This is a genomic window from Bradyrhizobium sp. WYCCWR15520 (genome assembly GCF_056174665.1).
In genome coordinates this window covers 1-23,209 of record NZ_JBWBWM010000066.1, presented here as the reverse complement: position 1 = coordinate 23,209, position 23,209 = coordinate 1, and the positions used below count along the sequence as shown (strand labels likewise).

At 61.9% G+C, this 23,209-nt stretch carries 30 protein-coding genes and 1 pseudogene; 14 read left to right on the top strand and 17 right to left on the bottom strand.

All coding sequences use genetic code 11. The annotated features are described in order from the left end of the window. The 4 genes from AC0QUY_RS39450 to AC0QUY_RS39435 form a co-directional block, all read left to right on the top strand. On the top strand, nt 1-493 hold a 493-nt coding region (locus tag AC0QUY_RS39450), incomplete at its 5' end, for an acyl-CoA dehydrogenase family protein (RefSeq protein WP_475391365.1). A gap of 113 nt (nt 494-606) precedes the next feature. Further along, nucleotides 607-2,211 (top strand): carboxyl transferase domain-containing protein, encoded by a 1,605-nt coding sequence (locus tag AC0QUY_RS39445; RefSeq protein ID WP_475391363.1) that lies wholly within the window; start codon nt 607-609, stop codon nt 2,209-2,211. Between the two features lie 2 nt (nt 2,212-2,213). After that, a complete protein-coding gene (locus AC0QUY_RS39440) occupies nt 2,214-4,223 on the top strand; it encodes an acetyl/propionyl/methylcrotonyl-CoA carboxylase subunit alpha (RefSeq protein ID WP_475391361.1) in 2,010 nt (669 codons plus the stop codon). Further along, nucleotides 4,220-5,128 (top strand): hydroxymethylglutaryl-CoA lyase, encoded by a 909-nt coding sequence (locus AC0QUY_RS39435; RefSeq protein ID WP_475391359.1) that lies wholly within the window; start codon nt 4,220-4,222, stop codon nt 5,126-5,128. Before AC0QUY_RS39440 ends, AC0QUY_RS39435 begins: the two co-directional genes overlap by 4 nt. Before the next feature lie 5 nt (nt 5,129-5,133). Here the strand turns inward: AC0QUY_RS39435 and AC0QUY_RS39430 are convergent, their stop codons facing one another. The 4 genes from AC0QUY_RS39430 to AC0QUY_RS39415 form a co-directional block, all read right to left on the bottom strand. Next, complete coding sequence (locus AC0QUY_RS39430) at nt 5,134-6,060, bottom strand: dihydrodipicolinate synthase family protein (protein ID WP_161854501.1); 927 nt, start codon at nt 6,058-6,060, stop codon at nt 5,134-5,136. 78 nt (nt 6,061-6,138) lie between these two features. Then, complete coding sequence (locus AC0QUY_RS39425; RefSeq protein ID WP_161854502.1) at nt 6,139-7,122, bottom strand: TRAP transporter substrate-binding protein; 984 nt, start codon at nt 7,120-7,122, stop codon at nt 6,139-6,141. 26 nt (nt 7,123-7,148) lie between these two features. Next, nucleotides 7,149-8,414, bottom strand: coding sequence for a TRAP transporter large permease (locus tag AC0QUY_RS39420; RefSeq protein WP_161854503.1), 1,266 nt, complete (start codon nt 8,412-8,414; stop codon nt 7,149-7,151). After that, nucleotides 8,414-9,037, bottom strand: a complete 624-nt coding sequence (locus AC0QUY_RS39415; protein ID WP_161854504.1) for a TRAP transporter small permease — start codon at nt 9,035-9,037, stop codon at nt 8,414-8,416. Before AC0QUY_RS39415 ends, AC0QUY_RS39420 begins: the two co-directional genes overlap by 1 nt. Nucleotides 9,038-9,210: 173 nt before the next feature. On the opposite strand from AC0QUY_RS39415, the gene AC0QUY_RS39410 reads away from it, so the two are divergent. Both AC0QUY_RS39410 and AC0QUY_RS39405 read left to right on the top strand, forming a co-directional pair. Next, nucleotides 9,211-9,891 (top strand): GntR family transcriptional regulator, encoded by a 681-nt coding sequence (locus AC0QUY_RS39410; protein ID WP_475391371.1) that lies wholly within the window; start codon nt 9,211-9,213, stop codon nt 9,889-9,891. A gap of 249 nt (nt 9,892-10,140) precedes the next feature. Beyond that, nucleotides 10,141-11,370 (top strand): acetyltransferase domain-containing protein, encoded by a 1,230-nt coding sequence (locus tag AC0QUY_RS39405; RefSeq protein ID WP_475391357.1) that lies wholly within the window; start codon nt 10,141-10,143, stop codon nt 11,368-11,370. Nucleotides 11,371-11,751: 381 nt separating this feature from the next. Here the strand turns inward: AC0QUY_RS39405 and AC0QUY_RS39400 are convergent, their stop codons facing one another. Beyond that, nucleotides 11,752-12,774 carry a TRAP transporter substrate-binding protein gene (locus AC0QUY_RS39400; protein WP_475391356.1) on the bottom strand — a complete coding sequence of 341 codons (1,023 nt, stop codon included), beginning with the start codon at nt 12,772-12,774 and terminating at the stop codon, nt 11,752-11,754. Nucleotides 12,775-13,146: 372 nt separating this feature from the next. Here AC0QUY_RS39400 and AC0QUY_RS39395 point away from each other — a divergent pair, with 372 nt between their 5' ends. Further along, nucleotides 13,147-13,386, top strand: a complete 240-nt coding sequence (locus AC0QUY_RS39395) for a pentapeptide MXKDX repeat protein (protein WP_475391355.1) — start codon at nt 13,147-13,149, stop codon at nt 13,384-13,386. A 146-nt stretch (nt 13,387-13,532) separates the two neighbouring features. On the opposite strand, the gene AC0QUY_RS39390 is transcribed toward AC0QUY_RS39395, so the two are convergent. Next, the gene (locus tag AC0QUY_RS39390; RefSeq protein ID WP_475391354.1) at nt 13,533-13,886 is read right to left on the bottom strand and encodes a DUF6481 family protein; all 354 of its coding nucleotides are present in this window, start codon (nt 13,884-13,886) and stop codon (nt 13,533-13,535) included. A gap of 126 nt (nt 13,887-14,012) precedes the next feature. On the opposite strand from AC0QUY_RS39390, the gene AC0QUY_RS39385 reads away from it, so the two are divergent. Next, nucleotides 14,013-14,195 (top strand): hypothetical protein, encoded by a 183-nt coding sequence (locus AC0QUY_RS39385; protein ID WP_161854509.1) that lies wholly within the window; start codon nt 14,013-14,015, stop codon nt 14,193-14,195. Nucleotides 14,196-14,206: 11 nt separating this feature from the next. On the opposite strand, the gene AC0QUY_RS39380 is transcribed toward AC0QUY_RS39385, so the two are convergent. Further along, a complete protein-coding gene (locus AC0QUY_RS39380) occupies nt 14,207-14,422 on the bottom strand; it encodes a hypothetical protein (protein ID WP_161854510.1) in 216 nt (71 codons plus the stop codon). Between the two features lie 198 nt (nt 14,423-14,620). Between AC0QUY_RS39380 and AC0QUY_RS39375 the strand changes: the two genes are divergently transcribed. Continuing rightward, nucleotides 14,621-14,866 carry a hypothetical protein gene (locus AC0QUY_RS39375; protein ID WP_161854511.1) on the top strand — a complete coding sequence of 82 codons (246 nt, stop codon included), beginning with the start codon at nt 14,621-14,623 and terminating at the stop codon, nt 14,864-14,866. 38 nt (nt 14,867-14,904) lie between these two features. Next, complete coding sequence (locus AC0QUY_RS39370; protein ID WP_161854512.1) at nt 14,905-15,207, top strand: hypothetical protein; 303 nt, start codon at nt 14,905-14,907, stop codon at nt 15,205-15,207. A gap of 1,155 nt (nt 15,208-16,362) precedes the next feature. Here AC0QUY_RS39370 and AC0QUY_RS39365 read toward each other — a convergent pair. Continuing rightward, entirely contained in the window at nt 16,363-16,638 is a 276-nt protein-coding gene (locus AC0QUY_RS39365; RefSeq protein WP_475391353.1) for a hypothetical protein, read from the bottom strand. Nucleotides 16,639-17,047: 409 nt separating this feature from the next. Here AC0QUY_RS39365 and AC0QUY_RS39360 point away from each other — a divergent pair, with 409 nt between their 5' ends. Next, nucleotides 17,048-17,347 carry an H-NS histone family protein gene (locus AC0QUY_RS39360; RefSeq protein ID WP_161856666.1) on the top strand — a complete coding sequence of 100 codons (300 nt, stop codon included), beginning with the start codon at nt 17,048-17,050 and terminating at the stop codon, nt 17,345-17,347. A 207-nt stretch (nt 17,348-17,554) separates the two neighbouring features. Here the strand turns inward: AC0QUY_RS39360 and AC0QUY_RS39355 are convergent, their stop codons facing one another. Together AC0QUY_RS39355 and AC0QUY_RS39350 are read right to left on the bottom strand one after the other, a co-directional pair. After that, nucleotides 17,555-17,839 (bottom strand): hypothetical protein, encoded by a 285-nt coding sequence (locus AC0QUY_RS39355; RefSeq protein ID WP_161854515.1) that lies wholly within the window; start codon nt 17,837-17,839, stop codon nt 17,555-17,557. A gap of 191 nt (nt 17,840-18,030) precedes the next feature. Next, nucleotides 18,031-18,282: a PilZ domain-containing protein gene (locus AC0QUY_RS39350; protein ID WP_474417140.1), complete on the bottom strand. Its 252-nt coding sequence runs from the start codon at nt 18,280-18,282 to the stop codon at nt 18,031-18,033. A gap of 243 nt (nt 18,283-18,525) precedes the next feature. On the opposite strand from AC0QUY_RS39350, the gene AC0QUY_RS39345 reads away from it, so the two are divergent. Beyond that, complete coding sequence (locus AC0QUY_RS39345) at nt 18,526-18,813, top strand: hypothetical protein (protein ID WP_475391351.1); 288 nt, start codon at nt 18,526-18,528, stop codon at nt 18,811-18,813. Nucleotides 18,814-18,858: 45 nt separating this feature from the next. On the opposite strand, the gene AC0QUY_RS39340 is transcribed toward AC0QUY_RS39345, so the two are convergent. The 4 genes and pseudogenes from AC0QUY_RS39340 to AC0QUY_RS39325 all read right to left on the bottom strand — a co-directional run. Next, entirely contained in the window at nt 18,859-19,143 is a 285-nt protein-coding gene (locus tag AC0QUY_RS39340) for a DUF3551 domain-containing protein (RefSeq protein WP_475391350.1), read from the bottom strand. A gap of 102 nt (nt 19,144-19,245) precedes the next feature. Continuing rightward, on the bottom strand, nt 19,246-19,503 hold the full coding sequence (locus AC0QUY_RS39335; RefSeq protein WP_057861442.1) for a hypothetical protein: 258 nt from the start codon (nt 19,501-19,503) through the stop codon (nt 19,246-19,248). A 219-nt stretch (nt 19,504-19,722) separates the two neighbouring features. Then, nucleotides 19,723-20,403 carry a site-specific integrase gene (locus AC0QUY_RS39330; RefSeq protein ID WP_475391348.1) on the bottom strand — a complete coding sequence of 227 codons (681 nt, stop codon included), beginning with the start codon at nt 20,401-20,403 and terminating at the stop codon, nt 19,723-19,725. Nucleotides 20,404-20,611: 208 nt separating this feature from the next. Beyond that, nucleotides 20,612-20,842, bottom strand: a pseudogene (locus AC0QUY_RS39325) (tyrosine-type recombinase/integrase); the annotation flags it as partial. Between the two features lie 458 nt (nt 20,843-21,300). Between AC0QUY_RS39325 and AC0QUY_RS39320 the strand changes: the two are divergent. After that, on the top strand, nt 21,301-21,657 hold the full coding sequence (locus tag AC0QUY_RS39320; protein WP_475391346.1) for a hypothetical protein: 357 nt from the start codon (nt 21,301-21,303) through the stop codon (nt 21,655-21,657). A gap of 637 nt (nt 21,658-22,294) precedes the next feature. Here the strand turns inward: AC0QUY_RS39320 and AC0QUY_RS39315 are convergent. The 3 genes from AC0QUY_RS39315 to AC0QUY_RS39305 form a co-directional block, all read right to left on the bottom strand. After that, nucleotides 22,295-22,453, bottom strand: coding sequence for a hypothetical protein (locus AC0QUY_RS39315; RefSeq protein WP_475391344.1), 159 nt, complete (start codon nt 22,451-22,453; stop codon nt 22,295-22,297). Nucleotides 22,454-22,543: 90 nt separating this feature from the next. Then, nucleotides 22,544-22,714: a hypothetical protein gene (locus tag AC0QUY_RS39310; protein ID WP_161854519.1), complete on the bottom strand. Its 171-nt coding sequence runs from the start codon at nt 22,712-22,714 to the stop codon at nt 22,544-22,546. Nucleotides 22,715-22,739: 25 nt separating this feature from the next. Then, nucleotides 22,740-22,952: a hypothetical protein gene (locus AC0QUY_RS39305; protein WP_475391342.1), complete on the bottom strand. Its 213-nt coding sequence runs from the start codon at nt 22,950-22,952 to the stop codon at nt 22,740-22,742. Between the two features lie 133 nt (nt 22,953-23,085). Here AC0QUY_RS39305 and AC0QUY_RS39300 point away from each other — a divergent pair. Next, on the top strand, nt 23,086-23,209 hold a 124-nt coding region (locus tag AC0QUY_RS39300), incomplete at its 3' end, for a cold-shock protein (RefSeq protein WP_475391367.1).

Here is a 23,209-nt window from a genome sequence, read left to right as displayed (position 1 = left end):
CCCCGAGGAGAATGTGCTGAGCGAGGTCGGCCGCGGCGTCAACGTGCTGATGTCCGGCCTCGACTACGAGCGCGCGGTGCTGGCGGCAGGCCCGATCGGCATCATGCAGGCCTGCATGGACGTGGTGTTGCCTTACGTGCACGAGCGCAAGCAGTTCGGCGAGCCGATCGGGACGTTCCAACTGGTGCAGGGCAAGATCGCCGACATGTACACCACCATGAACGCCTCGCGCGCCTATGTCTACGCGGTGGCAAAAGCCTGCGACCGTGGCGAGACCACGCGCGAGGACGCCGCCGGCGCGATTCTCTACGCCGCGGAAAAAGCCACGCAATGCGCGCTCGACGCCATCCAGCTCCTCGGCGGCAACGGCTACATCAACGACTATCCGACCGGGCGGCTATTGCGCGACGCCAAGCTCTACGAGATCGGCGCCGGCACCAGCGAAATCCGTCGCATGCTGATCGGACGGGAACTGTTCGAAAAGACCGCCTGAACTTCACATCGGTGCAAAGATAGTACAGGCTGCCGCATCCTCGTCGAACGGGCTGTCCCGACCGTCCTGAAGCCATCCCCAGGCACTCCAGCATTTTTGAGAAAACGCCGACCATGCCGCTTCATTCCACCATCGATCCCAAATCCTCCGAATTTGCCCGCAACGCCGACGTCATGCGTGGCCTGGTAGCGGAGCTTCGCGAGAAGCTGAAGGTGGTCTCCGGCGGCGGCGGCGAGGCTTCCCGCAAGCGGCATACCTCGCGCGGCAAGATGCTGGCGCGCGAGCGCGTCGACCTGCTGGTCGACCCCGGCACTGCCTTTCTGGAATTGTCGCCGCTCGCCGCCCACGGCCTCTATGGCGGCGACGTCCATTCCGCCAGCGTCATCACCGGCGTGGGGCGCATTTCGGGCAGGGAATGCGTCATCGTCGCCAACGACGCCACCATCAAGGGCGGTACCTATTACCCGATGACCGTGAAGAAGCATCTACGCGCGCAGGACATCGCGCGGCAGAACAATCTGCCCTGCGTCTACATGGTCGATTCCGGCGGCGCCTTCCTGCCGATGCAGGACGAGATCTTTCCGGACGAGCGGCATTTCGGCCGCATCTTCTACAACCAGGCGCAGATGTCCTCGATGGGCATTCCGCAGATCGCCATCGTGATGGGCTCGTGCACCGCGGGCGGCGCCTATGTGCCTGCCATGTCGGACGAGAGCATCATCGTGCGCAACCAGGGCACCATCTTCCTCGGCGGACCGCCCTTGGTGAAGGCTGCGACCGGCGAGGTGGTTTCGGCGGAAGAACTCGGCGGCGCCGATGTGCATTCCCGCCATTCCGGCGTCACCGATCACTACGCGCAGAACGATGCCCATGCGATCGGGATCGCGCGGCGTATCGTCGCCACGCTGAAGCAGCCGACACGCGCTAACCTGAACATGCGCGAACCGCGGGAGCCGCTGTTTCCCGCCGAGGAAATCTACGGCGTGGTTTCCGCCGACGGCAGAAAACCGTTCGACGTCCACGACATCATCGCCCGGATCGTCGACGGCTCCGAATTCGACGAGTTCAAAAAACTCTACGGCACGACGCTGATCTGCGGCTTTGCTCATATCTGGGGCTATCCGGTCGGCATCATCGCCAACAACGGCATCCTGTTCAGCGAGAGTTCGCTGAAGGGCGCGCACTTCATCGAACTGTGCTGCCAGCGCAATATCCCGCTGGTGTTCCTGCAGAACATCACCGGCTTCATGGTCGGCAAGAAATACGAGGCCGGCGGTATCGCGCGCGACGGCGCCAAGCTGGTGACTGCGGTCGCAACTGCAGGCGTGCCAAAGTTCACTGTCGTGATCGGCGGCTCCTACGGCGCCGGCAATTACGGCATGTCTGGCCGCGCCTACTCTCCGCGCTTCCTGTGGATGTGGCCGAACGCGCGCATCTCCGTGATGGGCGGCGAGCAGGCGTCCATGGTGCTGAGCCAGGTCCGCCGCGACAATATCGAGGCCAAGGGCGAGAGCTGGTCGGCCGAGGAAGAAGATAAATTCCGCACTCCAATCCGCGCGCAATACGAACATCAGGGCAATCCGTATTACGCCACCGCGCGGCTGTGGGACGACGGCGTGATCGACCCGGCCGACACACGCCTGGTGCTCGGCCTTGGATTGTCGGCCGCCGCCAATGCGCCGATCGAACCCACGAAGTTTGGCCTGTTCAGGATGTGATGATGGACCGCGCAAAGCTCTACCGGCGTTTCCGGACGCTCCTGATCGCCAACCGTGGCGAGATCGCCTGCCGTGTCATTCGCTCCGCCCGCGCCATGGGCCTGCGCAGCGTCGCCGTCTATTCCGAGGCGGACCGCGACGCCATGCATGTCGCCATGGCTGATGAAGCTGTGCTGCTCGGGCCGGCGCGGGCGCGCGACAGCTATCTCAACATCGAGCGCGTGATCGAAGCCGCGCGCCAGACCGGCGCCGAGGCGGTGCATCCCGGCTATGGCTTCCTGTCGGAGAATGCCGAATTCGCGCAGGCGTGTCTGAACGCCGGCCTCGTGTTCGTCGGCCCGACCGCCGAGATGATGACGGCTATGGGCTCGAAGTCGGGCTCGAAAGCGCTGATGGAGAAGGCGGGGGTGCCCTTGGTGCCCGGCTATCACGGCGAGGCCCAGGACGAGGCGACATTGGCAAAGGCCGCAGATGCGATCGGCTTCCCGGTGCTGGTGAAGGCATCCGCCGGTGGCGGCGGGCGCGGCATGCGCGTGGTGAATTCGGCCGGCGAGCTTGCGGCGGCGATCGTCAGCGCCAAGCGCGAGGCCAAGGCGGCATTCGGCGACGACCGCATGCTGATCGAAAAATTCGTGCAAAGTCCCCGGCATATCGAGGTGCAGATCATCGGCGACAGCCATGGCAATCTGCTCTCGCTGTGGGAGCGCGAGTGCACACTGCAGCGACGGCACCAGAAGGTGATCGAGGAAGCACCATCGCCGACACTCGACGCCACGCAGCGCGAGACCGTGTGCGCCGCGGCGCGCAAGGCGGCTGCCGCGGTGAACTATGTCGGCGCCGGCACCATCGAGTTCGTCTCCGACGGCAAGGAAGTGTTCTTCATCGAAATGAACACCCGCCTGCAGGTCGAGCATCCCGTGACCGAACTGATTACCGGCGTCGATCTCGTCGAATGGCAGTTGCGGGTGGCGTTTGGCGAGAAGCTGCCGCTGGCGCAAAACGAGATCAGGTTGAACGGCCACGCCATCGAGGCGCGGGTCTATGCGGAAAATCCGCAGAAGAACTTTATGCCATCGGTCGGCCGGATCCGGACCTGGCGCACGCCGGACGCAGTCGATGGTTTGCGCATCGATTCCGGCTATCGCGACGGTGATGCGGTGTCGCCCTATTACGACGCCATGCTGGCCAAGGTGATCGCATGGGCGCCGACACGGCAGGCCGCCATTGAGCGTCTCAACCGCGGACTGGAAGAGACTGACGTCCGCGGCATCGTCACCAATATCCCGTTCCTGTCGGCGCTGATCACCCATCCGAACGTGCGCGCCAACACCATCGACACGGGTTTCATCGAGCGCGAGCTGAAGAAGCTGACGGAAGCCTCGGGTATAACAGGCGATCTTGAGCTTTGCGCCGCAGTCGCCGCCATTGTCAATGACGAACGGAAGACTGCGCTCAAGGAAGCGCATTCGCCGTGGCAGACGTTTGGCTGGATGCCAGTTGGCCAGCGCAAGCGGGTGTTCTCGTTCCGCCAGGGGCAGGGCGCCGAACAGAAGGTGACGCTGCACTATGGCAACGGACCGTCGACGGTTTCGATCGGCAAGCACGAATTCGTTTTCACGACGTCGTCCGCGGATGGCGGGAGTTTCGACCTGACGATCGACGGCATGAAATCGCGCGTTACCGCCGTGATCGAGGGCCACGAGCTTTACCTGCGCACCCGGAATGGCCGCTTCGACCTGCACTGGGTCGATCCGTTCGGTGGCGAGACCGAGGAGCTGGTCGGCGAGGACAAGATCGTGGCACCGCTACCGGGCACCGTGGTGGCGTTGCTGGCCGAAGAGGGCGCGACACTGGAAAAAGGCGCCGCGATCCTGACGCTGGAAGTCATGAAGATGGAGCAGACCCTGCGCGCGCCCTTTGCCGGCACCTTGAAAAAAATCAGGTGCAAGGTCGGCGATATCGTCGGCGAAGGCGTCGAGCTTGCCGAACTCGAACCGGCGGCGGCATCATGAGCGATGCCGTCCACATCGTCGAAGTCGGCCCGCGCGACGGGCTGCAGAACGAGAAGACCCCGATCAGCGTCGCCGATCGGATCGCCTTCGTCGAGGCGCTGATCGGCGCCGGGCTTAGGGCGGTGGAGGTCGGCGCGTTCGTGTCGCCCAAGGCCATTCCGCAGATGGTCGGGTCGGCCGAAGTGTTGCGCGGCGTCAGCCACCATACGGAATGCGAATTGCCGGTGCTGGTGCCGAACGAGAAGGGCTATGAGGCCTCACAGACCGCGGGCGCGAAACTGATCGCCGTGTTCGCCGCGGCATCGGAAGGTTTTTCCCGCGCCAATATCAATTGCTCGATTGCGGAATCGATCGAGCGGTTCAAGCCGGTGCTGGCCTGCGCCAAGGCCGATGGTGTTCGCGTGCGCGGCTACATTTCCACTGTGCTCGGCTGCCCCTATGAGGGCGAGATCAAGCCGCAGGCCGTCGTTGATGTCGCCAAGGTGCTGTGGGATCTCGGCTGCTACGAAATCTCGCTCGGCGACACCATCGGCGTCGGCACGCCCTTGAAGGCGCGGCAACTGCTGCGCGCGGTGGCCGGCCACGTGCCGATGGCCAATCTCGCCATGCATTTCCACGACACGTATGGACAAGCGCTCGCCAATCTCTATGCCGGGATGGAGGAGGGCTGCCGCGTGATCGATTCCGCCGCCGGCGGTCTCGGCGGTTGCCCCTACGCCCCCGGCGCGACGGGAAATGTCGCGACGGAGGACGTCGTCTACATGCTCGAAGGCATGGGCATTGCGACCGGCGTCGATATGGCAAAGCTGGTCGCGGCGACCAACGTCGTGAGCGGGCTGATCGGCCGTCCGCCGGTCAGCCGCGTGGCGGCAGCGTTGAATGCGAAGATGCGGGCCGCCAAGTAGACCACTTACGCGGCCTTCAGCCCGACGTTCGGCAGCAGCGGCCGGTTCTTCAGGGCTTTCGCCATCATCGCCTCGACCTCCGCCTTCTCGTGCGGCAGCAGCGCCAGCCGCGGCGGGCGGGTCAGCGCGGTGCCGCGGCCCATGATGTGCTCGCACAGCTTGATGCACTGGACGAGGTCCGGACGGGCATCGAGGTGGAGCAGCGGCATGAACCATTCGTAGAGCGGCATTGCCTCGGCATAGCGCCCCGCCTTGGCGAGGCGGAACAGGGTCTCACCTTCGCGCGGGAAGGCGTTCGACATGCCGGAGACCCAGCCGACGGCACCCATGGCCACGCTCTCGACAATGACGTCGTCGAGGCCGGCGAACAGCACGAAGCGATCGCCGACCATGTTGCGGGTGTCGATGAAACGCCGTGTGTCGCCGGAGGAGTCCTTGAAGCACACCACCGTTTCCACATCGGCGAGCGACGCCAGAATGTCCGGCGTGACGTCGTTCTTGTAGATCGGCGGGTTGTTGTAGAGCATCACGGGCAGGTCGGTCGCGCTGGCGACCGAGCGGAAATGCGCGGCGGTTTCGTGCGGCTTGGACGAATAGACCAGCGCCGGCATCACCATCACGCCGTCAATGCCGACGCGGGCGGCCTCCTTGGCGGTTTCGACGGCAAAGGCTGTGGTGAACTCGGCGATGCCGCACAGCACGGGGACGCGGCCGGCCGCGACCGACTTGGCCGTCTCCATGATGGCGATCTTTTCCTTGCGCTCCAGCGAGGTGTTCTCGCCGACCGAGCCGCAGACGATCAGTCCGGAAACGCCGTCGCGGATCAGGCCGTCCATCACCTTGGCGGTGGCGTCAATATTGAGCGAAAGGTCGTCGTTGAACTGCGTGGTAACGGCCGGGAAGACGCCTTCCCAGGAAATGCGTGGGCTCATTGCTTGGCTCCGATTGGAATTATGCCGGCGGATTGTCGAATCCGCCGGGCTCTGGGGGCTTGAAAATGACGGATGGGATCAGAGCGTCGCGCCGACCTTGCGCAGTTCGGCGAGAACGGGCGCTTTTGGCAGCCAGATCTTGTCGAACTCGGCAATGACGGCCTCGGTATCCTTGGCATCGACCTGGCGGATCGGGATCGGCGCGCTCTTGAAATTCTCGATCAGCTTGGGCTCATTGCCGGCCAGCTCGTCGATCTGCGCGTCGAGCGTCGACTTGACCGTCTTGGTGATCAGCTCGCGGTCAGCCGCCGGCAGCGACTGCCAGACGCGGCCGGAGACGACGGCGGCCATCGGCATGAAGACGGCGTTCATCTGCAGGATGACTTTTGACACTTTGTCGAAGCGCTGGTTCCAGGAGAACTCCAGATCCGCCTCAAGCCCGTCGACCTGGCCGTTTGCCATGGCATCGAACACCTGCGGCGTCGGGATCGGCGTCGGCGCGGCGCCCAGCGACGAATAGAAATCGCGATAGACTGGCGTCGGATTGATGCGCAGCTTCATGCCCTTGATATCGGCCAATGACGCCAGGTCCTTGGACGAGAACACCGCGCGCATGCCGGTGATGCCCCAGCCGAGGCCGATCGTTCCGGTTTCCTGAGGCAGCACGTCGAACAGCTTGATCGCCGCCGGATGGCGGACGAATTTGGCGACCGAAGGCGTCGAGCGCACGATGTAGGGCGCGTTGATCGCCGCGATATGCGGCACGCGCGAGCCGAGCTCGGCGGCCTGGATGAAGCCCATGTCGAGCGCGCCGGACTGCAATTGCTGCATCATCGCCGGTTCATTGCCGAGCTGGCCGGAGTGAAACACCGTCATGGTCAGCCGGCCGTTGGTCGCCGCTTTCAGATCGTCGCCGAGTTTCAGCGCCGCCTTGTTCCAGGAATGGCCGTTGGGCGTGATCAGGCCGAGGCGAAATTCCTTGGCCTGGGCCAGCGCCAGTGACGGCGCGTACAGCGGCACAGCCGCGCTGGCGGCAAGGAAGCGGCGACGGGAAAGGGACATGGCAAGGGCTCCTTGAGGGTTTGGACCTACTTGATGAGGACGAGGGAGAGGGACGGGTAGAGCGAGAGCAGCACCAGCAGGATGCAGGAGATGCCGAACAGCGGCAGCGTCACCATGAACATCTTGCCGGGCTTGGCGCCGGTCACCGCGGCTGCGACGAAGAAGCAGAGACCGACCGGGGGCGACAGCAATCCGAGCACCAGGTTGATCACCACGACGACACCGAACTGGCGCGGATCGATGTGATAGATCTCGGTCGCGATCGGCAGCAGGATCGGCACCGTCATGATCAGGCCGGGAATGCCGTCGATGACCGTGCCGATGATCAGCAGGATCACGTTGCAAAGGAGCATGAAGCTGACAGGATCCTTGGCGACCGACTGGATCCAGCCTGCCGTTTCCTGCGGCACCTTGCCGAAGATCAGTACCCAGGAGAACACGGCGGCGGCTGCGACCAGGAACAGCACGATGGCCGAGTAGATGCCGGCGCGCAGCATCATCTGCGGCAATTGCGAGAACTCGAACTCCCTGGTCCAGTATTTGCCGATCAGCGCAGCGGCCACTGCACCGACGGCGGCAGATTCCGTCGCGTTGGCGAGCCCGCCCAAAATGCTGCCGACGATCACGATGGGGATCAGCAGCGTCGGCGATGTCCGCAGGATCGTTGCTACCCGCTGCCGCGGGGTCTGATAATCAGCCTTGGGGTAATTGTAGATGTATCCCATCAGCGCGATGACGATGCAGAACATCGCGGTCAGGATCACGCCCGGCACGATGCCGGCAATCAGCATGTCGCTGACCGATACCTGCGCCAGCACGCTGTAGACGACGAACATCACCGACGGCGGAATGATCGGCCCCAGCATGCCGCCATAGGCGGTCAGTCCTGCGGCAAACGTCTTGTCGTAGCCCTTCTTCTCCATCTCCGGCACCATGATCTGCGCCATGATCGCGACCTGAGCGGTGGCAGATCCCAGGATCGAGGAGATGAACATGTTGGCGAGGATGTTGACGTAGGCCAGCCCGCCTTTCAGCGAGCCGACAAAAGCCATCGCCATGTCGACGATGCGGCGTGTGATGCCGCCGCCATTCATGATCTCGCCGATCAGGATGAAGAGCGGGATGGCGATCAGGCCATAGCTGTCGACGCCGCCGAAAAGCTGCAGCGGGTAGGACTGGAACAGCACGGGGTTGCCCGATGCGATGATGTAGACGAACCCCGCAAGGCAGAGACATAGCCCGATCGGCACGCCGACCAGCATGATCGCGATAAAGGCAGCCGACGTGAGCATCAGTTGACCCCGTCGAGTTCGGAGAGCTGAAAGCCCTTCGGCGGGGTCCGCGGCACCAGTTCGAGATCTTCGAGCAGGTTTGCCAAACCATGCATGGTCATCGACACCGCGAAGATCGGCAGCGTCAGGTAGACCACCCAGGTCGGCCAGTTCAGCGTCTGCGTGCGCTCGGTGTAGAGGAAGTTGAAGGTCTCGGCGGCGAGCTTGCGCGCGTCGAAGCCGGCGCGGGCGAGACCGATCGGATCCATCCAGAGGAAGCAGGTGATGATCAGCGCCACGCCGAACACCACGACCATGCTTGTTGCCATGATCTTCGCGAGCTTCTGATTCTGCGCCGAGAGACGTTCGGTCATCATGGAGACGGCGAAGTCGAGCCGCAGCCGCGTCATCGCGGAGGCGCCGATGAAGGTCAGCCAGACCACGCAATAGACCGCCGATTCATCGATCCAGTAGATCGGGAAGTGCGAATAGCGGGTGACGACGTTCACCAGGATCAGCGCCGTCAGCAGATACATCAGCCCCATCAAGGCGATGCGCTCTAAAGCGAGCAGGAGACTGGAGGCCCTGATAACGATCCGCCGTGCGCTGAACGCCGGCGCATCCGCAATCGTCTGCTCGGTCATATGAGCCCGCTGCCCCCGCAATTTGTCGTGCACTTGCAAAATGTATAATTTATACAATCTTGTCAAATGGAGATTGTGGAGCCGCTTCAGCTTTTGCTGGGTCGGCACCACGTCAACGTGCGAAAATTGTGCCGCCTCGATCAGAAAGGCCGGCGATGACGACGGAAGATCAAATGAAAAGCCCTCTGAAGCACCGGACGCTGTCGGCGGCGATCGTCGACCAGCTCAGGCAGGCCATTCTCGATGGTACCTATCCGGCCGGCTCTCAACTGCGGCAGGACGCTTTGGGCGATACGTACGGCGTGAGCCGTATTCCTGTGCGCGAGGCGCTGTTTCAGCTCGAGGCCGAAGGGCTGGTGCGTATCGTTCCGCAAAAGGGCGCGATCGTCTCCGAGCTGTCGCTGGACGAGATCAACGACGTATTCGACCTGCGCCGGATCATGGAGCCGCGGCTGCTGGCGCAGTCGGCGCCGCACTTTGCGGAAGGGGATTTTGCCGGACTGGACGATATCCACAAACGCTTCGAGAAAGCGATCAAGGCGCGCAACGTCGCCGAATGGGGGCGGCTCAATGCCGATTTCCATATGGCGATGTACGTGCATGCGCGGCAGCCGCGCACCAAGGCGATCGTCGTGGCGCTGCTGCAGACCAGCGACCGTTACACGCGCCTGCAGCTCTCCAACACCAAGGCGATGGGGACGGCCGAAAAAGAGCACGCCCACCTGATCGCGCTGTGCCGGGCAAAGCAGATCGAAGAGGCCTGTCGGTTCCTGGAGCAGCACATTGAGGCGGTGCGGACGGACCTGCTGCAGGTCGTGGGTGGCGCATCGATAGCGGCGCGTGCGGGGCGCTAGTACCGCTGCACAGGGATTATGACAGGTTGAACCGGGGATCAAAGTAGCTCTGGCAGGATCAACGAGCAGTTCGATGCTGCGGGGGCTGCGGTTGCCTTTTGATGAATCCCTCGCGCTCAAGCGTTAACACCATCGGCGTTCACTACCTGAAGATCCCGGTGAAGCTGGCGAGCTGAGGCGCCGGCGCGGCAGCCGGACTGAAACTCCCGCGGCACCTTTGCCGTACTTGTGCGCTGGGAGGATCAAATCATGAATGCGAGCCTCGAAGCCGGGCAACGGGGAGGCCTGTCCTGGACCGGCCAGGCGAGGAACGGAATCGCCGGGCAGACGGCGGCCCGCACGCGCATCGATTCCGTCGACCTCGTGCGCGGCCTCGTGATGGTATTGATGGCGCTCGACCATGTGCGCGATTTCTTCGCCCCGGGTGGATTCAACCCGCGCGACGTGACCGATCCCGCGCTGTTCATGACGCGCTGGATCACACATTTCTGTGCACCCGCCTTCGTCTTTCTCGCAGGTGTGTCGGCATTCCTCTACGGTGAGCGCGGCCGTAGCACGCGGCAGCTCAGCCGTTTCCTGCTCACGCGCGGGATTTGGCTCGTACTGATCGAGCTCACGCTCGTCCGCCTTGCATGGACCTTCAGCTTCGATCTCGGCTACTTCTTCAGCCAGGTCATCTTCGCTATCGGGGCGTCGATGATTGCGCTCTCAGTGCTGGTCTTTCTGCCGCGCCGTGCGGTCGCGGCCATCGCGCTCGTCTTGATCGCCTCGCACAATCTACTCGATCCCATCAAGGCAGAGGCCTTTGGCACGGCCGCGCCGATCTGGAATTTCCTGCATGAGCCGGCCTTGCTGCAGTTCGGCGCCACCGTGAAGTGGTTCGCGGTCTACCCGTTGATCCCGTGGATCGGCGTGATGGCGGCGGGCTACGCGCTCGGTCCGGTCTTCACGCTCGATCGTGCGAAGCGGACGCGCTGGCTCGTTGGATGGGGGACCGTCGCGGTGGTCGGTTTCGTCCTGCTGCGGGCGAGCAATGTCTACGGCGACCCCGCGCCCTGGAGCGTTCAAGCCAGTGCAATTGCGACGTTGCTGTCCTTCATCAACTGCGAAAAATATCCGCCATCGCTGCTGTATCTGGCCATGACGATCGGACCGACATTGCTGCTGCTTGCTGCGGTTGAGAACGCGCGCGGCCGGTTCGCTGCGTGGGTCACCACCTTCGGCCGCGTTCCATTCTTCTATTATGTGGTTCATGTTTTTGTCATCCACGCGCTCGCGGTGATCTTCGCGTGGGCGAGCGGTGCGGAGACCGGCTGGCTGTTTGGTCCATTCCCTGCCGACAAGCCGAACGGATACGGCGTCGGCCTCCTGGGCGTCTTTTCCGTCTGGCTTGCGGTTGTGACGGCGCTCTATCCGCTTTGCAACTGGTTTGCCGGCATCAAAAAACGCCGCAGCGACTGGTGGCTATCCTACCTCTAGTACCGCTGCACGGTGATTATGACTCATTGGCCGAGGGCGTTTGGGGGCCGCCTGCCAAGGGGTACTAGGCGAATAGCGAACCAACCCCGTCATTGCGAGCGAAGCGAAGCAATCCATCCCTCCACGCAAGAGGGGAGATGGATTGCTTCGTCGCTTCAGCGCAAAATTGCTTTGCAATTTTGTCGCGATCTCCCTTGCGCAAACGCTGCGCGCTTGTCGCAGGCAATGACAGGGTTGGCGACGGTGGCTAACCTACCGCCCCCCGTCCGGCCCCATCAAAGGCCTCGATGCCGATATGGCCGCGCCCGGTCGAGCGTCGCCACGAGCGGGTTGCCCGTGGCGGCCTCGGAATGGTCCTGTTGATCCGAAATCGGACCATGCTCATGCGGCAACGTCGCTGGCGAGCTTCAGCAGGTTGGCCGACGTCGGCGTCTTGGCGCTGTAGTCCTTCCACGCGGTGTCACGTGCGATGTCCCGCCACTTGCCGACGGTCGCGACATCGAGCGTGCTGACCTTGGCGCCGGCCTTCTCATAGACCTTGGCGACCTCGATGTCGTCGTCCTGCGCTCCCTTGCGGCCGAACGCTTCCAGCTCGCTGCCGACCGACAGGATGATGTCCTGCTGGTTCTTGGGCAGCTTGTCGAAGATCGCCTTCGACATCATCAGCGGCTCCAGCATGAACCAGTAGGAGGCGCCGGCGCCCGAGGTCAGCGATTTCGCGACCTCTTCGAGGCGGAACGAGATCAGGCTGGTGGAGGAGGTGATGCCGGCGTCGCAGGCGCCGGTCTGCATCGCGGCGTAGATTTCGTTCGAGGGCACCGACAGCACGGCAGCTCCAGCGGTTTGCAGCACCATGTCCATCTCGCGCGAGCCGCCGCGCACCTTGAGCCCCTTGGCGTCTTCCGGCGCGACGATCGGCTTGGAGCGGCTGGCAACACCGCCGGCCTGCCAGACCCAGGTCAGAAGGATAATGCCCTTGTCGGCGAGGAAGTCGGTCAGCGCCTTGCCGACCGGCTCCTTCTTCCAGCGCAGGCCCTGATCGTAGGTCGCGACCAGACCCGGCATCAGGCCGATATTGGTCTCCGGCAATTCGCCGCCGGCATAGGGCATCGGATAGAGGCTGATGTCGAGCGCGCCTTTGCGCATCGCCGAGAATTGCGCGTTGGTCTTGATCAGCGAGGCGTTCGGATAGACCTCGGCTGCGATCTCGCCGCCACTGCGCTTGGCGACTTCAGCGGCAAACATGCGGCACAGCCGGTCGCGGAAGTCGCCCTTGTCGATGGTGCCGCCCGGAAACTGGTGCGAGATCTTTAGCGTGGTGGCGGCATGGGCTGTGCCGGTGCCGAAACGAAGGGCGGCGGGAGCGGCAAGGGCCGTTCCAATGACATGGCGGCGTGTGAGCATGGTTTCCCCCTGCAAATTCGTCCTTGGTCGATGACAGCGACCGGTTTGAGCCCATGTCAGCCGGTCGTCATCCGACGTAGTTTTCGTGTGATAGGTCGAGGCGGCGCGCGGCGGCAAGCCCTGATTTTAGCAAGCCTGACAGGCTGCAGCGTACGCCCGGGACCAGCCGTTCGCAGAAGACTCCGCCAATAACGCGTTCAACCCTGGGCGCCCGCGGAGCGTTAGCGCCGATTGATTTGCCGCTTCAACTAACCGTGACTTCGGAAGAACTCGGGATGTGGCCGGTAACAAAGCCGGCCGCGGAATCGTCGTTGGGGAAGCGACAGATGTCGCTTTCGAGGAATCTATTCAACCGCAAAGGACGACCACCCCATGACAACCCCGACCCGCTTCGGCCTCATCCTCTCGGCCGCGTTCGTTTCGCTCGGCCTTGCGTTCGCGCCCGCGACCTTCGCTCAGGACAAGATGGGCAAGGGTGACGGGATGAAGCAGGAGTCCATGTCCAAGGACGCGATGAAGAAAGAGGACGGGATGATGAAGAACGGCGGCATGAAGCACGACGGCCTGATGAAAGGCGGCATGAAAAAAGATGACGCTATGAAGAAGAACTGAGCCGCCGTCATTCCGGGGCGATGCGTAGCATGGCAGGAGTCTCCGATACGCAGTTGCGCGTCTGAGGTCTGGTGCTTACGCACCAGACCGCAATGACGAGCAGAGCCTGCATCGGTCGCCGGCAAGAGGCGCGATGCGCGTCGTGCCTACCGCTTCTTGCCCTTGCTCTTGCGCGCAGCGTAACGGGCGTCGCGCTTGGCCTTCTGCTCAGCCTCCAGCGCTGCCTGTCTGGCGGCTTCTTCTTCCTTCTCGCGCGCGATCCTGGCGGCCTCCGCCGCGGCGGCCGCGGCCTCGCGACGCTTCTGCTCGGCCTTTTCGGCTTCCTTTGCCTCTCGCGCCTTGGCGCGGGCGGCGGCGACGGCCTCGCGCTCGGCCTGACGGCGCTTCACCTCGGGATCGTCGGGTCCCGGCTGGGCGCGAAACTTGTTCAAAATGTTCTGCCGCGCCTGCATCGCGGCCTTCTGGCGGTCCGCGAAGTTCGGTTCCTTGAATCCACTCATAAATAGGCCTTGTCGCTTTCACTCTTGGGGTTGGACGCGCCACGGGCGCGGAATGGCGACTAGGTAAGTGAACCCGGGGCAAAATGCCAGCGTCGAAAGGGGGCCGGTAGAGCAGGGGAGACTTGCGTGAACAGCAAATGGGCCAAATTGATGCTGATGAGCGGGATTACATCAGGTTGGCTGCTCTACGAGATGGCCACGGCGAGCGAATCCCCGCCGGTGGAGTTGGCGTTCGTGCAATATAGCCTGCTCGCCTGCGCGCTGATCGGTCTGGTCGGCTCGCTGGTGATGTTCGCGTCGGAAAACTGACCGGCACCGTCCTAGAAGCTGCCGCGACGTCCGGCCTGCCCGAGAACGCGCGCGACCGTCATGGCCGTCATCGCTGCCCGATCTGCGACCCGCTGCGCCTCCAGCCTGTCGCGGGCTTTCTCGCGGATCATGATCTCGATCAGCTCGAGCCGCTTGGTCTCGTCGACCGCTTCCGCCAGCAATTGCTTATATCTGTTATGGTCGTAAACGGCTTCCTGCTTGTCCATCGCACGCCCCGCACACGCGCTTCACCCCGAATGGTCAGTGTCGACCAAGGGTTGCACGCCCGCAACGGGTTTACGTGAGTTATACAAATTTCCGCGTCCAGCGGGCCTGCGCACAAACCCGTGTAGTGTGAACCGGTTCACAGGAACCGCGGCAGGTTGTTCCTATTCTCCGGCACTTCCGAAACAGGAGCGACCGCCATGCCCCACAATTGGTGGACCCGCAAGAACCTCGTCGTCACCGCCGCCGTCGTCGCGCTGGCCTTCATAGGCTTCATCGTGACCGGTGTGTCTTATCCCGAGCCGGCCGCCAGCGCCGCCCTCGGTCCGGACTGGCAGTGCAGCCGGCTCGCCTTCGTCTTCACGACCTGCAGCCGGACCAAGCACAGCCAGGCGGCGGTCGTCCGCGTCGCCAAAATCCCGGTGTGCGGACGGCTACGGACATAATAGGATCGCGCTGGAACGGGCCGGAGCTGGAGTTTCCCATGCGAAAACTGTCCTATTTCGTGGCGGCCGCGTCGGCGGCGGCTCTCATACTTGTGCCGGTCGGCGCGACGCTGGCGCAGGATGCGCCGGGTGGCGGGACTGCGCCGGCGGCATCATCGTCGACCGCCGCCCCGGAAACCGCGGCGGCTGAGAAAAAGGCGGCGCCGAAGAAAAAGAAGCCGGCCAAAATGACCCGACAGCAGGAGATCGACCGTTCGATCGATCGGGGCACGGTGCCCGCGCGATACCGGAGCTCGGTGCCGAAGGAGTATCATCAGTATATTCCGTTCGATAAGCGATAGAGACGGCACATAACCGCTCTCGTAATCTTTCGCCGCAGATCTCGGACTTTGGCGCCGGCGTCATTGCAATGACGGATGGCGCCAGCCCGGATGTCGCTTTGCAATCCGGTCTGCTGATCAATTTGTCACACAGAACTGCGCAACGGCCGCGCACCGTACTCGTACGGATTGGCCGCACCGATAATGACGATCTATAACGCCGTCGCTTGCAGCGGGGGGCAGGGCGTTCGTTCATCACGACGAGCGCTACCACTGGAGGCCACGAGGCCCGGACTCCTAGGCACTCCGGGCCTCGTCTACTCCTTGATCGCAATACCCGAGCCGCTTTCGCCGGTCGGCCGGCTCGATCGGCATTCCATCACACCGCAAAGATGCACGCGCTCGCCGATGCTGCGCGGGACGATCACAGCGATCCGCGAAATTGCGCTTTCCTTTCGATGTCTCGCGGCAATGCTGGCGGGGTGCCTCTTCGGCTTCAATGCTGGCGACCGGGCGCCGATTGTGACGAAGACGCGGTGGATGGCAGGTTCCACATTAGCCATAAGTTCGCGTTTTGCTCCGCCGGAGGATTTTCGGTGTTAAGGGATTTCCATGTGGAACGGCTGGAGAAAAGCGGCAATCGGAATGAGCGCGCTGTTCGCCTTCATCCTCCTGGAGTTGATGGCGGTCATCGGCGGAGTTGCCGTATTCCTGGGCTTGGTTCTTGACGTGGATTTGCCGTTTCTGGCGGTCTCCGAGGAATAGCGGGGGATCGGCGGCCCGCGCCGTCCGCCCGGACCCTCGCCCAGCAGCCGATACTCGGTTCCTTGCGCCGCAGCCCTCGATTTGCACCGTTTTGGTTTCCCGAAGGCAGTGTCTGAGTCGGTAATAAAATCGTTACGATTCAACAATTTTTTAAAGTTCCCTTAAATCATAAATGAGTTCCTGTTGGGGCCGCACCGCCGCGCGGCCCGATAGCCGGGCGCCGCTCCTATCACCTACCCCAGGGAGACGTGCGCTCGGCTATTAAGGACAACCTATCGCGCGGGGAACTAGTGGCCCGCCCAGTGCTAGTTCAGGCCGACCCGCAGATGTTGTCGGTGATACCTGACCTGTAATTGCTGGTCAGAGCGCTGCTGATCGGACCCGTGACATTGGCGAGGGCGCGGGTTGCGCTCACGGCAAGAATGGTAATCGCGGCCGCTGACCTTTGAAGCGCTTGCCGCGCACGTTCCATTTGTCTTGCCAGTAGACGGAGGCTTCCTGATCGTCCGCCGGTACGCGAGCGATCCGTCCTATCCACATTTCCTGAAACGTATCGGCGCTGGCATGCGAGGAGGTCAGCGCCAACGCGAACGCCGCGAACTTGCGGGCGGGCTCGCGCCCCGCCGGAGGTTCCAGCCGCAGGGTCGTGTTCGACTTTGGCGTCGGCGTGGCGGAGGTGGGGCGCATTTGCGCCGAGTTGGGTAATCCGGATGATATCCCGACGGCGAGAACGGCAAGTGCTAACCTGCTGCCAACTTCGCAGCGGAACTTGCATGCGCAGAGCAAGCATTCGCAGTAATGATCGAACGCGATTGCGGTTGCGATTAGGGAACCGTAAACGAGAGGCCGTTAGGTTTCTATCTTCGCGAGCATTGCGCGCGATCAGTTCGATCAATCAACAGTTGCGAAAAGGAAAATTGGTGCGTCGACAAACAGACTCCGTTATGGTTGCAGTATGTGATGATGCCAACCTGGAACTTTCCGCCTGAAAGAGGTTCTGAATTGGTCTTATTCTGCTCATCTTTCCTGCGAACGATGAGAACCGAAAATCGAATCATGATTGGGGACGGTCGTGAACCGAACTAACTTCAAATCGATGTCCACCGATGAATTGTGGGCATTACACGAAGAAGTATCTTCCAGGCTTGCAGCGACGCTGCTTGCGGAAAAGCGCGTGCTTGAAGATCGCTTGAAGCAACTCAAGGCCGGCGGCGAAGCTGAGCGCGCAAGCTCATCGACAGGGAAGCGGCCATATCCGACAGTCGTTCCGAAGTTTCGGAATCCCGATCGGCCGTCCGAGACCTGGGCGGGACGGGGAAAGACGCCTCGCTGGCTCGCTGCAAAGTTGAAGTCCGGCAAGCGAATCGATGACTTCCGCATCAGGCACGTAGCCTAGTCTGGCCTGGGAAGATTTGCAGCCGTCGGTTGCGACGCGCGTGCACTCTGGTGTCCGCAGATTGGCTGGCCGTCTGCGGATACCGTTCCGATGTCCTGCATCGCTCATGCGCGCGAACAGTTGTTCGAGCGGGGACGTGTACGGTGGCTCGGCGACACGCTTGGCCATGTCATCTTCGGCCGCGTCATCTGGAGTCAGAGGCCGGCGTCACGGTCTCTCTTCAACTCGTCCAGCGGGTAGATCCTGATTTTCGGGATTGGATGTGCTTTCGACGCCCGCTTCCAACGCTCTGATTATTCCCATGCGCGCGAATAGCATGGGACCGCGGTCTTCGGCGGCATCAATCAGCATCTGGACCGCAAGCCGCCATTCCTGACGATCACGTTCCGACTGTGGCAGGTTTCTGATGTAGTCGGCGGCGTTTCGCAGCGTCCGCGCAGGTGCTCCCGCCGGGAGCGGTACGGGCTGAGCGAACGGACGATCCCAGGACATGCTGAACTCCCGTCACAGATTATAAATGGTGCTGGCGCGGGTGGACGCACCAGGCCGGTAACCCGGCGTTGGGTTGCCGGCCGGTGGAATCCGAACGGCATTGAAAGCAGGGAGTCGACGCGGAACTGTGATGTTGGTTCCATTTCCGGTGGTTGTTTGTTCCACACCGATCGGCAGATGGAACAGGTAGGTCAGTTCTGAAACGCAACACCGACGAAATCGCCTTGCCGCCAGATCACGCGGCATTCGCGGACGGTGTGAAAATTGTCGAAGGTCAGTTCGAAATTCAGCGGCAGCAAATTGAGGTCGTGGAGTTCAATCCCGGCCCCGGAATTGGTGACGTCCTGAACGCGGCAGGTGAGGACACCGCGCTGCGCATCGAAGAACAGCAGCGCGTTTTTCGAAATCATCGTCCTCGTGACGGATCGGCGTTCGAATTCCATCTCGGCTACCAATGGTTCACGCCTGGGCTGGGCAAGCGGGCGGCTTAGCGAATTGCCTCCAGGCGGCAATCAGGTTCGGTCTTATTCGTAAACAATCAATTTTAATGATCGCAGAAAGTCCGCCCGTCAGGACCCGTACAGTTGCGGGTTCAACACAGCTCCGGCCGTTCCGTGTGGGGAACTCACAAACAGGCTTGATGCATCAGTGAAAGCCAGCCTCTCTAACACAGAGAGGGGAATCGCATGGCTTTACGTTGGATGTGTGCGTTGGCGCTGTGTCTGGGGACTTCAAGCGCCGGATTTGCAGGTGAACAGTCCGGTGTTCTACGTCGAATTTCATGCCCGGTCGTGCGCTACTACGTGGCGAAATACAGTGCGCCGGCCGCGGAGCAGTGGGCACGCAGCAAGGGCGCGAGCGATGCCGAGATCGAAGCAGCCCGGCGCTGCCTAAGGCAAGACGATATGCGTACGGCCAAGGCGCAAGCCCCCAAGACTCAACGGCCGCTCGCGCTCGGCACCTACGGCTGGTGAACAGTCGGGGCCGCGGCGCCGGTGGGCGCCGCGTTGCACTGGCCATCAATACTGCTGATATCGCTTCTGGCGCTTGCTGCGCCCGGCATTCGGCCCGGCGTAATAGGGATTGACCACGCATTGCGCGGAGCGTCCCGATGCCGACATCTGACACTGCGCCATCGTTCGATAATGGCACTCGAAATAGTAGTCCACAAAGCCCTGGTAGACCTGCAGGCAAACCGGGTAGCTCGGATCGTAGGTCTGCGCATTTGCAGGTGCGGGCAGGGCGATCGTCGCGGCCAAAATCGTCAGCGCTGTTGCTGTGGCAGACGCGTGCGGCAGCTTCATCCTGATGTCCTCCCAGACTCCCCGCGGAATTTGTCGCGGTCCTCTCCCAACGACAAAACACCAGCGCCGGGCGCTTGTTCCAGCAGGCACCGGTAGCCGCTTTCAGACTTCCCAGTCCTCAAACCCATACTCGCGATAGATGGCGGCTCGGTCACCGTGGGGGTTCAGCCGGCACTTGGCCTGGGCGAGATGCAGGTTCAGGGTCCCCGGCTGACAGTTCGCCGCCAGGAGTTTGCGGATATCGTCCATCTGCTGGCGCGACTGCTGGGTCGGTTCGAGCTGCTCAAGCGCGACCAGCGCCGTCGCCAGCGCTTCCGTGATGACCCATTCGTCGTGGCCCGTGATTCCCTTCTTTGGCATGACGAGCGCATCCTTTGTCTGGGCAAGGGAAGCATTGCCGGCCGGCATCATACGCCGAGAATCCAAACCGAGACGAGAATGAAGTCGAAATTGCGGAGAAGCGCAGAGCGGAAGTGGCGATCCCGGCAGGATTCGAACCTGCAACCCGCGGAGTAGAAAACTTTTGGATGCTGAATCCGATCAATGGCTTAGATCCCCTGTGTTCCGCTGGCGTTGCTTTCAGGCGCCGAGCAGCCGCGTTTGCAGGGTTTCGGCTGCCCGCTGATCTGCCTCCGCATCAGCGAACAGGTGGCCGTACACGTCGAATGTCACCTTAATCGAACTATGGCCCATGAGGCGCTGAATTTGTTTGGGGTTATGCCCGTTCTCGATCCACAGGGAAGCGCAGGCATGGCGTAGCGAGTGCATGCCGTACTTTCCAACCATGACCACCTTGGGCTCTCCAGACCTTTCGAGAACCGGATTGCCGGCATCATCCAGAACAGGCCGGCTCTCGGCCAGTCCGGCCGAGATCAGGATCGGCTCCAGACCGCGCTCCAGCACGTTCGAATGGCTCTCCACCTTGCCAAGCCCGTTGGGGAAGGCGAGATCCAGAACCTCGACCGGCTTACCGGCCGCATCCTTTTTGCCGGTATCGCGCTTGGGGCAAATCAGCTTCCATTCGCGAAGCGAGTTGATGACGATCGGGGGGCAGGGGATCGAACTGTAGGCAGCCCTTGATTTCAGCTTGCCGATCCGGTGGGAGGCGTCCGCCCGCTGGGTGAGGTTCAATTGCTTGGCCTCGAAGTCGATATCTGCCCATCGAAGCCCCCGCAGCTCGCTTGCCCGCAACCCGCAGAAGATCGCGACCAGAATAACGGGGCGCCAGCGGCCGGCCGCGGCGTTGATGATCGCCTGCAACTCCGCTTTGCCGGGGATAACTGGCCGCGGATCCTCCCGATCCGGCAAGTCCATCTCGACGCCCGCCGTCGGCGAGGTGTTGGCGAGGCCGCGCCGACGGGCCTCTTTGAAAAATGCTGCCAAGCGAGCGCACCACGCGCTTGATCATTTCAGCCGATCGTCCCTTCTCGCGGAGCTGATCCGCGAAGGCATTCACGGCCGGGATGGTTATTTCAGATAGTTTCTTCGCCCCGATGAACGGGACGATGTGCAGGTTTACATGCTCCTCGTATCCCTTGACCGTCATGGGCTCCAGGCGCTTCTCGCCGCACCGCTTGATCCACAGCGCCGCTGCGTCCTTCACGGTCGGGGATATGCTGCCGGGAGTGTGAGTGCCGCGCGCGACATCGTGGCGGGCTTCAACCAGCCGAGCCTCCGCCTCCGCCTTCTTCTCGAACATCTTGAAGCGACGTTTGCCGGCGCCATCCTTGTAACCGGCCTGCCAACGGACCAGACCCGACGGTAGTTTGCGCTTACGAACCTTTGCCATCGATGTGCCCCCGAAAGTCGATCGAGTTCTAACAAATTCGTTTCATTGCGGACCAGCGGTGCTTGCTACGGTTCTCGACGTGTCTTCATTGCTTTGCCTTCGAAGGTTGGGAAGACAATTCTGTAAATGCGCTCCGCCATTTCCCGCCGGCTATCTGTGCTCTCGTCCCACTGCGGCTGGGCGCTGGTGGACATCGGAGTACACCCGCGGGGCGCCGACTGGATTCGTCCTAACCGACATCGCCAGCGGTCGCCTATTCCGGCGAACAAAGACTCTCACGACTGGGCCAGTGTCCGCGTCCGGCACCTATAGCGGCGGCACGCCGAACGCGATCGAGCTTCAGGTTTTGAAGGTCTTCGATAATTCCGTTGTTATATCGAACGTCGGCCGCTTCCGGTTCGAACGGTCAGACACAGACGCTCACCAGCCTTTCGGTTGGCGATGGCACCACGGTAAACAATCTGCTTCTGATTGGAAGCCAAGGGCTTCTAACCAGCATTACGGTGACGCCCTATATCAGCGGCGTGGCGCAGTCGAATGTCGTGGCAACTACGCTGATCGAAACAGCGTCAGGGCCGCGAAACTCATTTAGCCGCGGCTTGTTGCCTGACGGAACGACAACCGTCGATATTGCAATCGTTCATACGACCAATCCCAGCCATCGCCCGTACCGTCGATCTGTGGACCGTACCGCAAAGCAATCTCTCATCAACGACGCCGCTTGACACTCAGACCGCTCAAGGGGCGCCAATAAATAGGCCTAGTCAGACGGCAAAGGTGACTGGGCGCGCGGAGAAGCTATCGTCGCTGAAATTGCAGCGGAACATGCTTGTAACAAAGTCCATCTCGGGTATCAAAGTCCACACCATCGCCGACGCAAGGCACAGGTGGATTTCCAGGATCTCGGAAGGCTGTCGGATTGAAGGAAACAAACAATATCAGCGCGGCCGCGCCGGCCCACGCAATAATCACAACATATCGTGCTTTCGTTGAGAGAGGAACAAACTGCTCTACGACACCGGCCGCGAGCCAGGCCCATACCAGCACAGCAGGTAACAGCGACAGGCATAGTGCCCATATTTCAAAGGTGCTCATAGCCTGCAAGAGCTGCCTGCAGGGATTGGTTCCTAAAGCTTGGCGCCCAGTCGGCGGCTTTTCTTCATTGCCGAACGTCGTACTCGAAGGCCACGCCCTCTGGGTCGTTCTCCTGGAGCCATTTTCTGGCTGCGTCCTCGCTGGCAAAAACTTTCAGATGATCTTTGTCGCCAACCTGCGGCACAGCATCAGCGCTTCGATCGCCGGTATGCCCGCAATCCACTGGTAGGCGCACGCGCCGAGACGCCCCCCAGAGGGGATGGATTTTTAGGTGGGGCCGAAAGCGCTGATGAGGCCGATCGCTATGGGGATGGCAGCAACGCAAATCCATAAGGCGGGCGTACTGGAACTCAGGCCGGCGACAAGGATCCAAAGACCGAAGCCGACGATGAGGGCCGAGATCGCATAGGCGGCCACTTTTCCCATGTTCGATCCAACAGCAAAACCGGGATCGATCGCCTCTATGACTCGCTACGGGCTAAAACGTTCCGGCGCGCGCCCACTAGGGGATGGAGGCTAATATGTCAGCGGCAGCACTCGTTGCACAATTGCGCCGAGGCAAACGAGCACCACGAGCAACTTGAGCAGATTTGCTAGTCGGCTGTCGGTGGCGAACTTGTCGATCGCCCAAAAGCAGATTGCACCGACGACGACGATAATTAAAACCCCTATTAAAACTGAGATCATGTCGCCCTCGTTGTGCTGTCGATCTTCATTTCGCCTTCACCTTCAGCCCCAGCTCGACCAGGCGGCGGATGGCTTCGGGGCGATCGAGTTTCACATCCTGAAGGGTGATCCACTCGTCAATTGATCGCATTTCGGACTCAGTCCACTCAGGGTTTGGGCTACTCGCCAGCGCCTTTTGAGCCATCCCTTTTGCAGCGGCTACGGACGCCGTGATTTTGGCTAGGGTGCTTTCTTTCATCGGATCTTCGCCTTCTTCGCTGACTCAACCCAGCGGCGGCTTTTTCGTGCCAGCGTTCACCCTGGCGGGCCCTTTTTTTCGCCGGATTTCTGTCACCATCCTATCGTGTTTCGAATCGATGGGGAGGATAGACGTGGCAATAGGTACAGTGAAGTGGTTCAACGCGACAAAGGGCTACGGATTTATTCAGCCCGAGACGGGCGGCAAGGACGTGTTCGTCCATATCTCGGCCGTCGAGAGAGCAGGTCTGAGCAGTC

Bases quoted from the DNA above. Each gene is read 5' to 3' on its own strand.
- AC0QUY_RS39345 (WP_475391351.1), top strand. From the start codon at position 18,526: ATGGCTTTACGTTGGATGTGTGCGTTGGCGCTGTGTCTGGGGACTTCA.
- AC0QUY_RS39430 (WP_161854501.1), bottom strand. From the start codon at position 6,060: ATGAGCCCACGCATTTCCTGGGAAGGCGTCTTCCCGGCCGTTACCACG.
- AC0QUY_RS39305 (WP_475391342.1), bottom strand. From the start codon at position 22,952: ATGAAAGAAAGCACCCTAGCCAAAATCACGGCGTCCGTAGCCGCTGCA.
- AC0QUY_RS39400 (WP_475391356.1), bottom strand. From the start codon at position 12,774: ATGCTCACACGCCGCCATGTCATTGGAACGGCCCTTGCCGCTCCCGCC.
- AC0QUY_RS39370 (WP_161854512.1), top strand. From the start codon at position 14,905: ATGCGAAAACTGTCCTATTTCGTGGCGGCCGCGTCGGCGGCGGCTCTC.
- AC0QUY_RS39405 (WP_475391357.1), top strand. From the start codon at position 10,141: ATGAATGCGAGCCTCGAAGCCGGGCAACGGGGAGGCCTGTCCTGGACC.
- AC0QUY_RS39350 (WP_474417140.1), bottom strand. From the start codon at position 18,282: ATGGAATTCGAACGCCGATCCGTCACGAGGACGATGATTTCGAAAAAC.
- AC0QUY_RS39410 (WP_475391371.1), top strand. From the start codon at position 9,211: ATGAAAAGCCCTCTGAAGCACCGGACGCTGTCGGCGGCGATCGTCGAC.
- AC0QUY_RS39360 (WP_161856666.1), top strand. From the start codon at position 17,048: ATGTCCACCGATGAATTGTGGGCATTACACGAAGAAGTATCTTCCAGG.
- AC0QUY_RS39425 (WP_161854502.1), bottom strand. From the start codon at position 7,122: ATGTCCCTTTCCCGTCGCCGCTTCCTTGCCGCCAGCGCGGCTGTGCCG.
- AC0QUY_RS39375 (WP_161854511.1), top strand. From the start codon at position 14,621: ATGCCCCACAATTGGTGGACCCGCAAGAACCTCGTCGTCACCGCCGCC.
- AC0QUY_RS39420 (WP_161854503.1), bottom strand. From the start codon at position 8,414: ATGCTCACGTCGGCTGCCTTTATCGCGATCATGCTGGTCGGCGTGCCG.
- AC0QUY_RS39380 (WP_161854510.1), bottom strand. From the start codon at position 14,422: ATGGACAAGCAGGAAGCCGTTTACGACCATAACAGATATAAGCAATTG.
- AC0QUY_RS39355 (WP_161854515.1), bottom strand. From the start codon at position 17,839: ATGTCCTGGGATCGTCCGTTCGCTCAGCCCGTACCGCTCCCGGCGGGA.
- AC0QUY_RS39315 (WP_475391344.1), bottom strand. From the start codon at position 22,453: ATGGGAAAAGTGGCCGCCTATGCGATCTCGGCCCTCATCGTCGGCTTC.
- AC0QUY_RS39445 (WP_475391363.1), top strand. From the start codon at position 607: ATGCCGCTTCATTCCACCATCGATCCCAAATCCTCCGAATTTGCCCGC.
- AC0QUY_RS39395 (WP_475391355.1), top strand. From the start codon at position 13,147: ATGACAACCCCGACCCGCTTCGGCCTCATCCTCTCGGCCGCGTTCGTT.
- AC0QUY_RS39335 (WP_057861442.1), bottom strand. From the start codon at position 19,503: ATGCCAAAGAAGGGAATCACGGGCCACGACGAATGGGTCATCACGGAA.
- AC0QUY_RS39440 (WP_475391361.1), top strand. From the start codon at position 2,214: ATGGACCGCGCAAAGCTCTACCGGCGTTTCCGGACGCTCCTGATCGCC.
- AC0QUY_RS39390 (WP_475391354.1), bottom strand. From the start codon at position 13,886: ATGAGTGGATTCAAGGAACCGAACTTCGCGGACCGCCAGAAGGCCGCG.
- AC0QUY_RS39310 (WP_161854519.1), bottom strand. From the start codon at position 22,714: ATGATCTCAGTTTTAATAGGGGTTTTAATTATCGTCGTCGTCGGTGCA.
- AC0QUY_RS39435 (WP_475391359.1), top strand. From the start codon at position 4,220: ATGAGCGATGCCGTCCACATCGTCGAAGTCGGCCCGCGCGACGGGCTG.
- AC0QUY_RS39365 (WP_475391353.1), bottom strand. From the start codon at position 16,638: ATGCGCCCCACCTCCGCCACGCCGACGCCAAAGTCGAACACGACCCTG.
- AC0QUY_RS39340 (WP_475391350.1), bottom strand. From the start codon at position 19,143: ATGAAGCTGCCGCACGCGTCTGCCACAGCAACAGCGCTGACGATTTTG.
- AC0QUY_RS39415 (WP_161854504.1), bottom strand. From the start codon at position 9,037: ATGACCGAGCAGACGATTGCGGATGCGCCGGCGTTCAGCGCACGGCGG.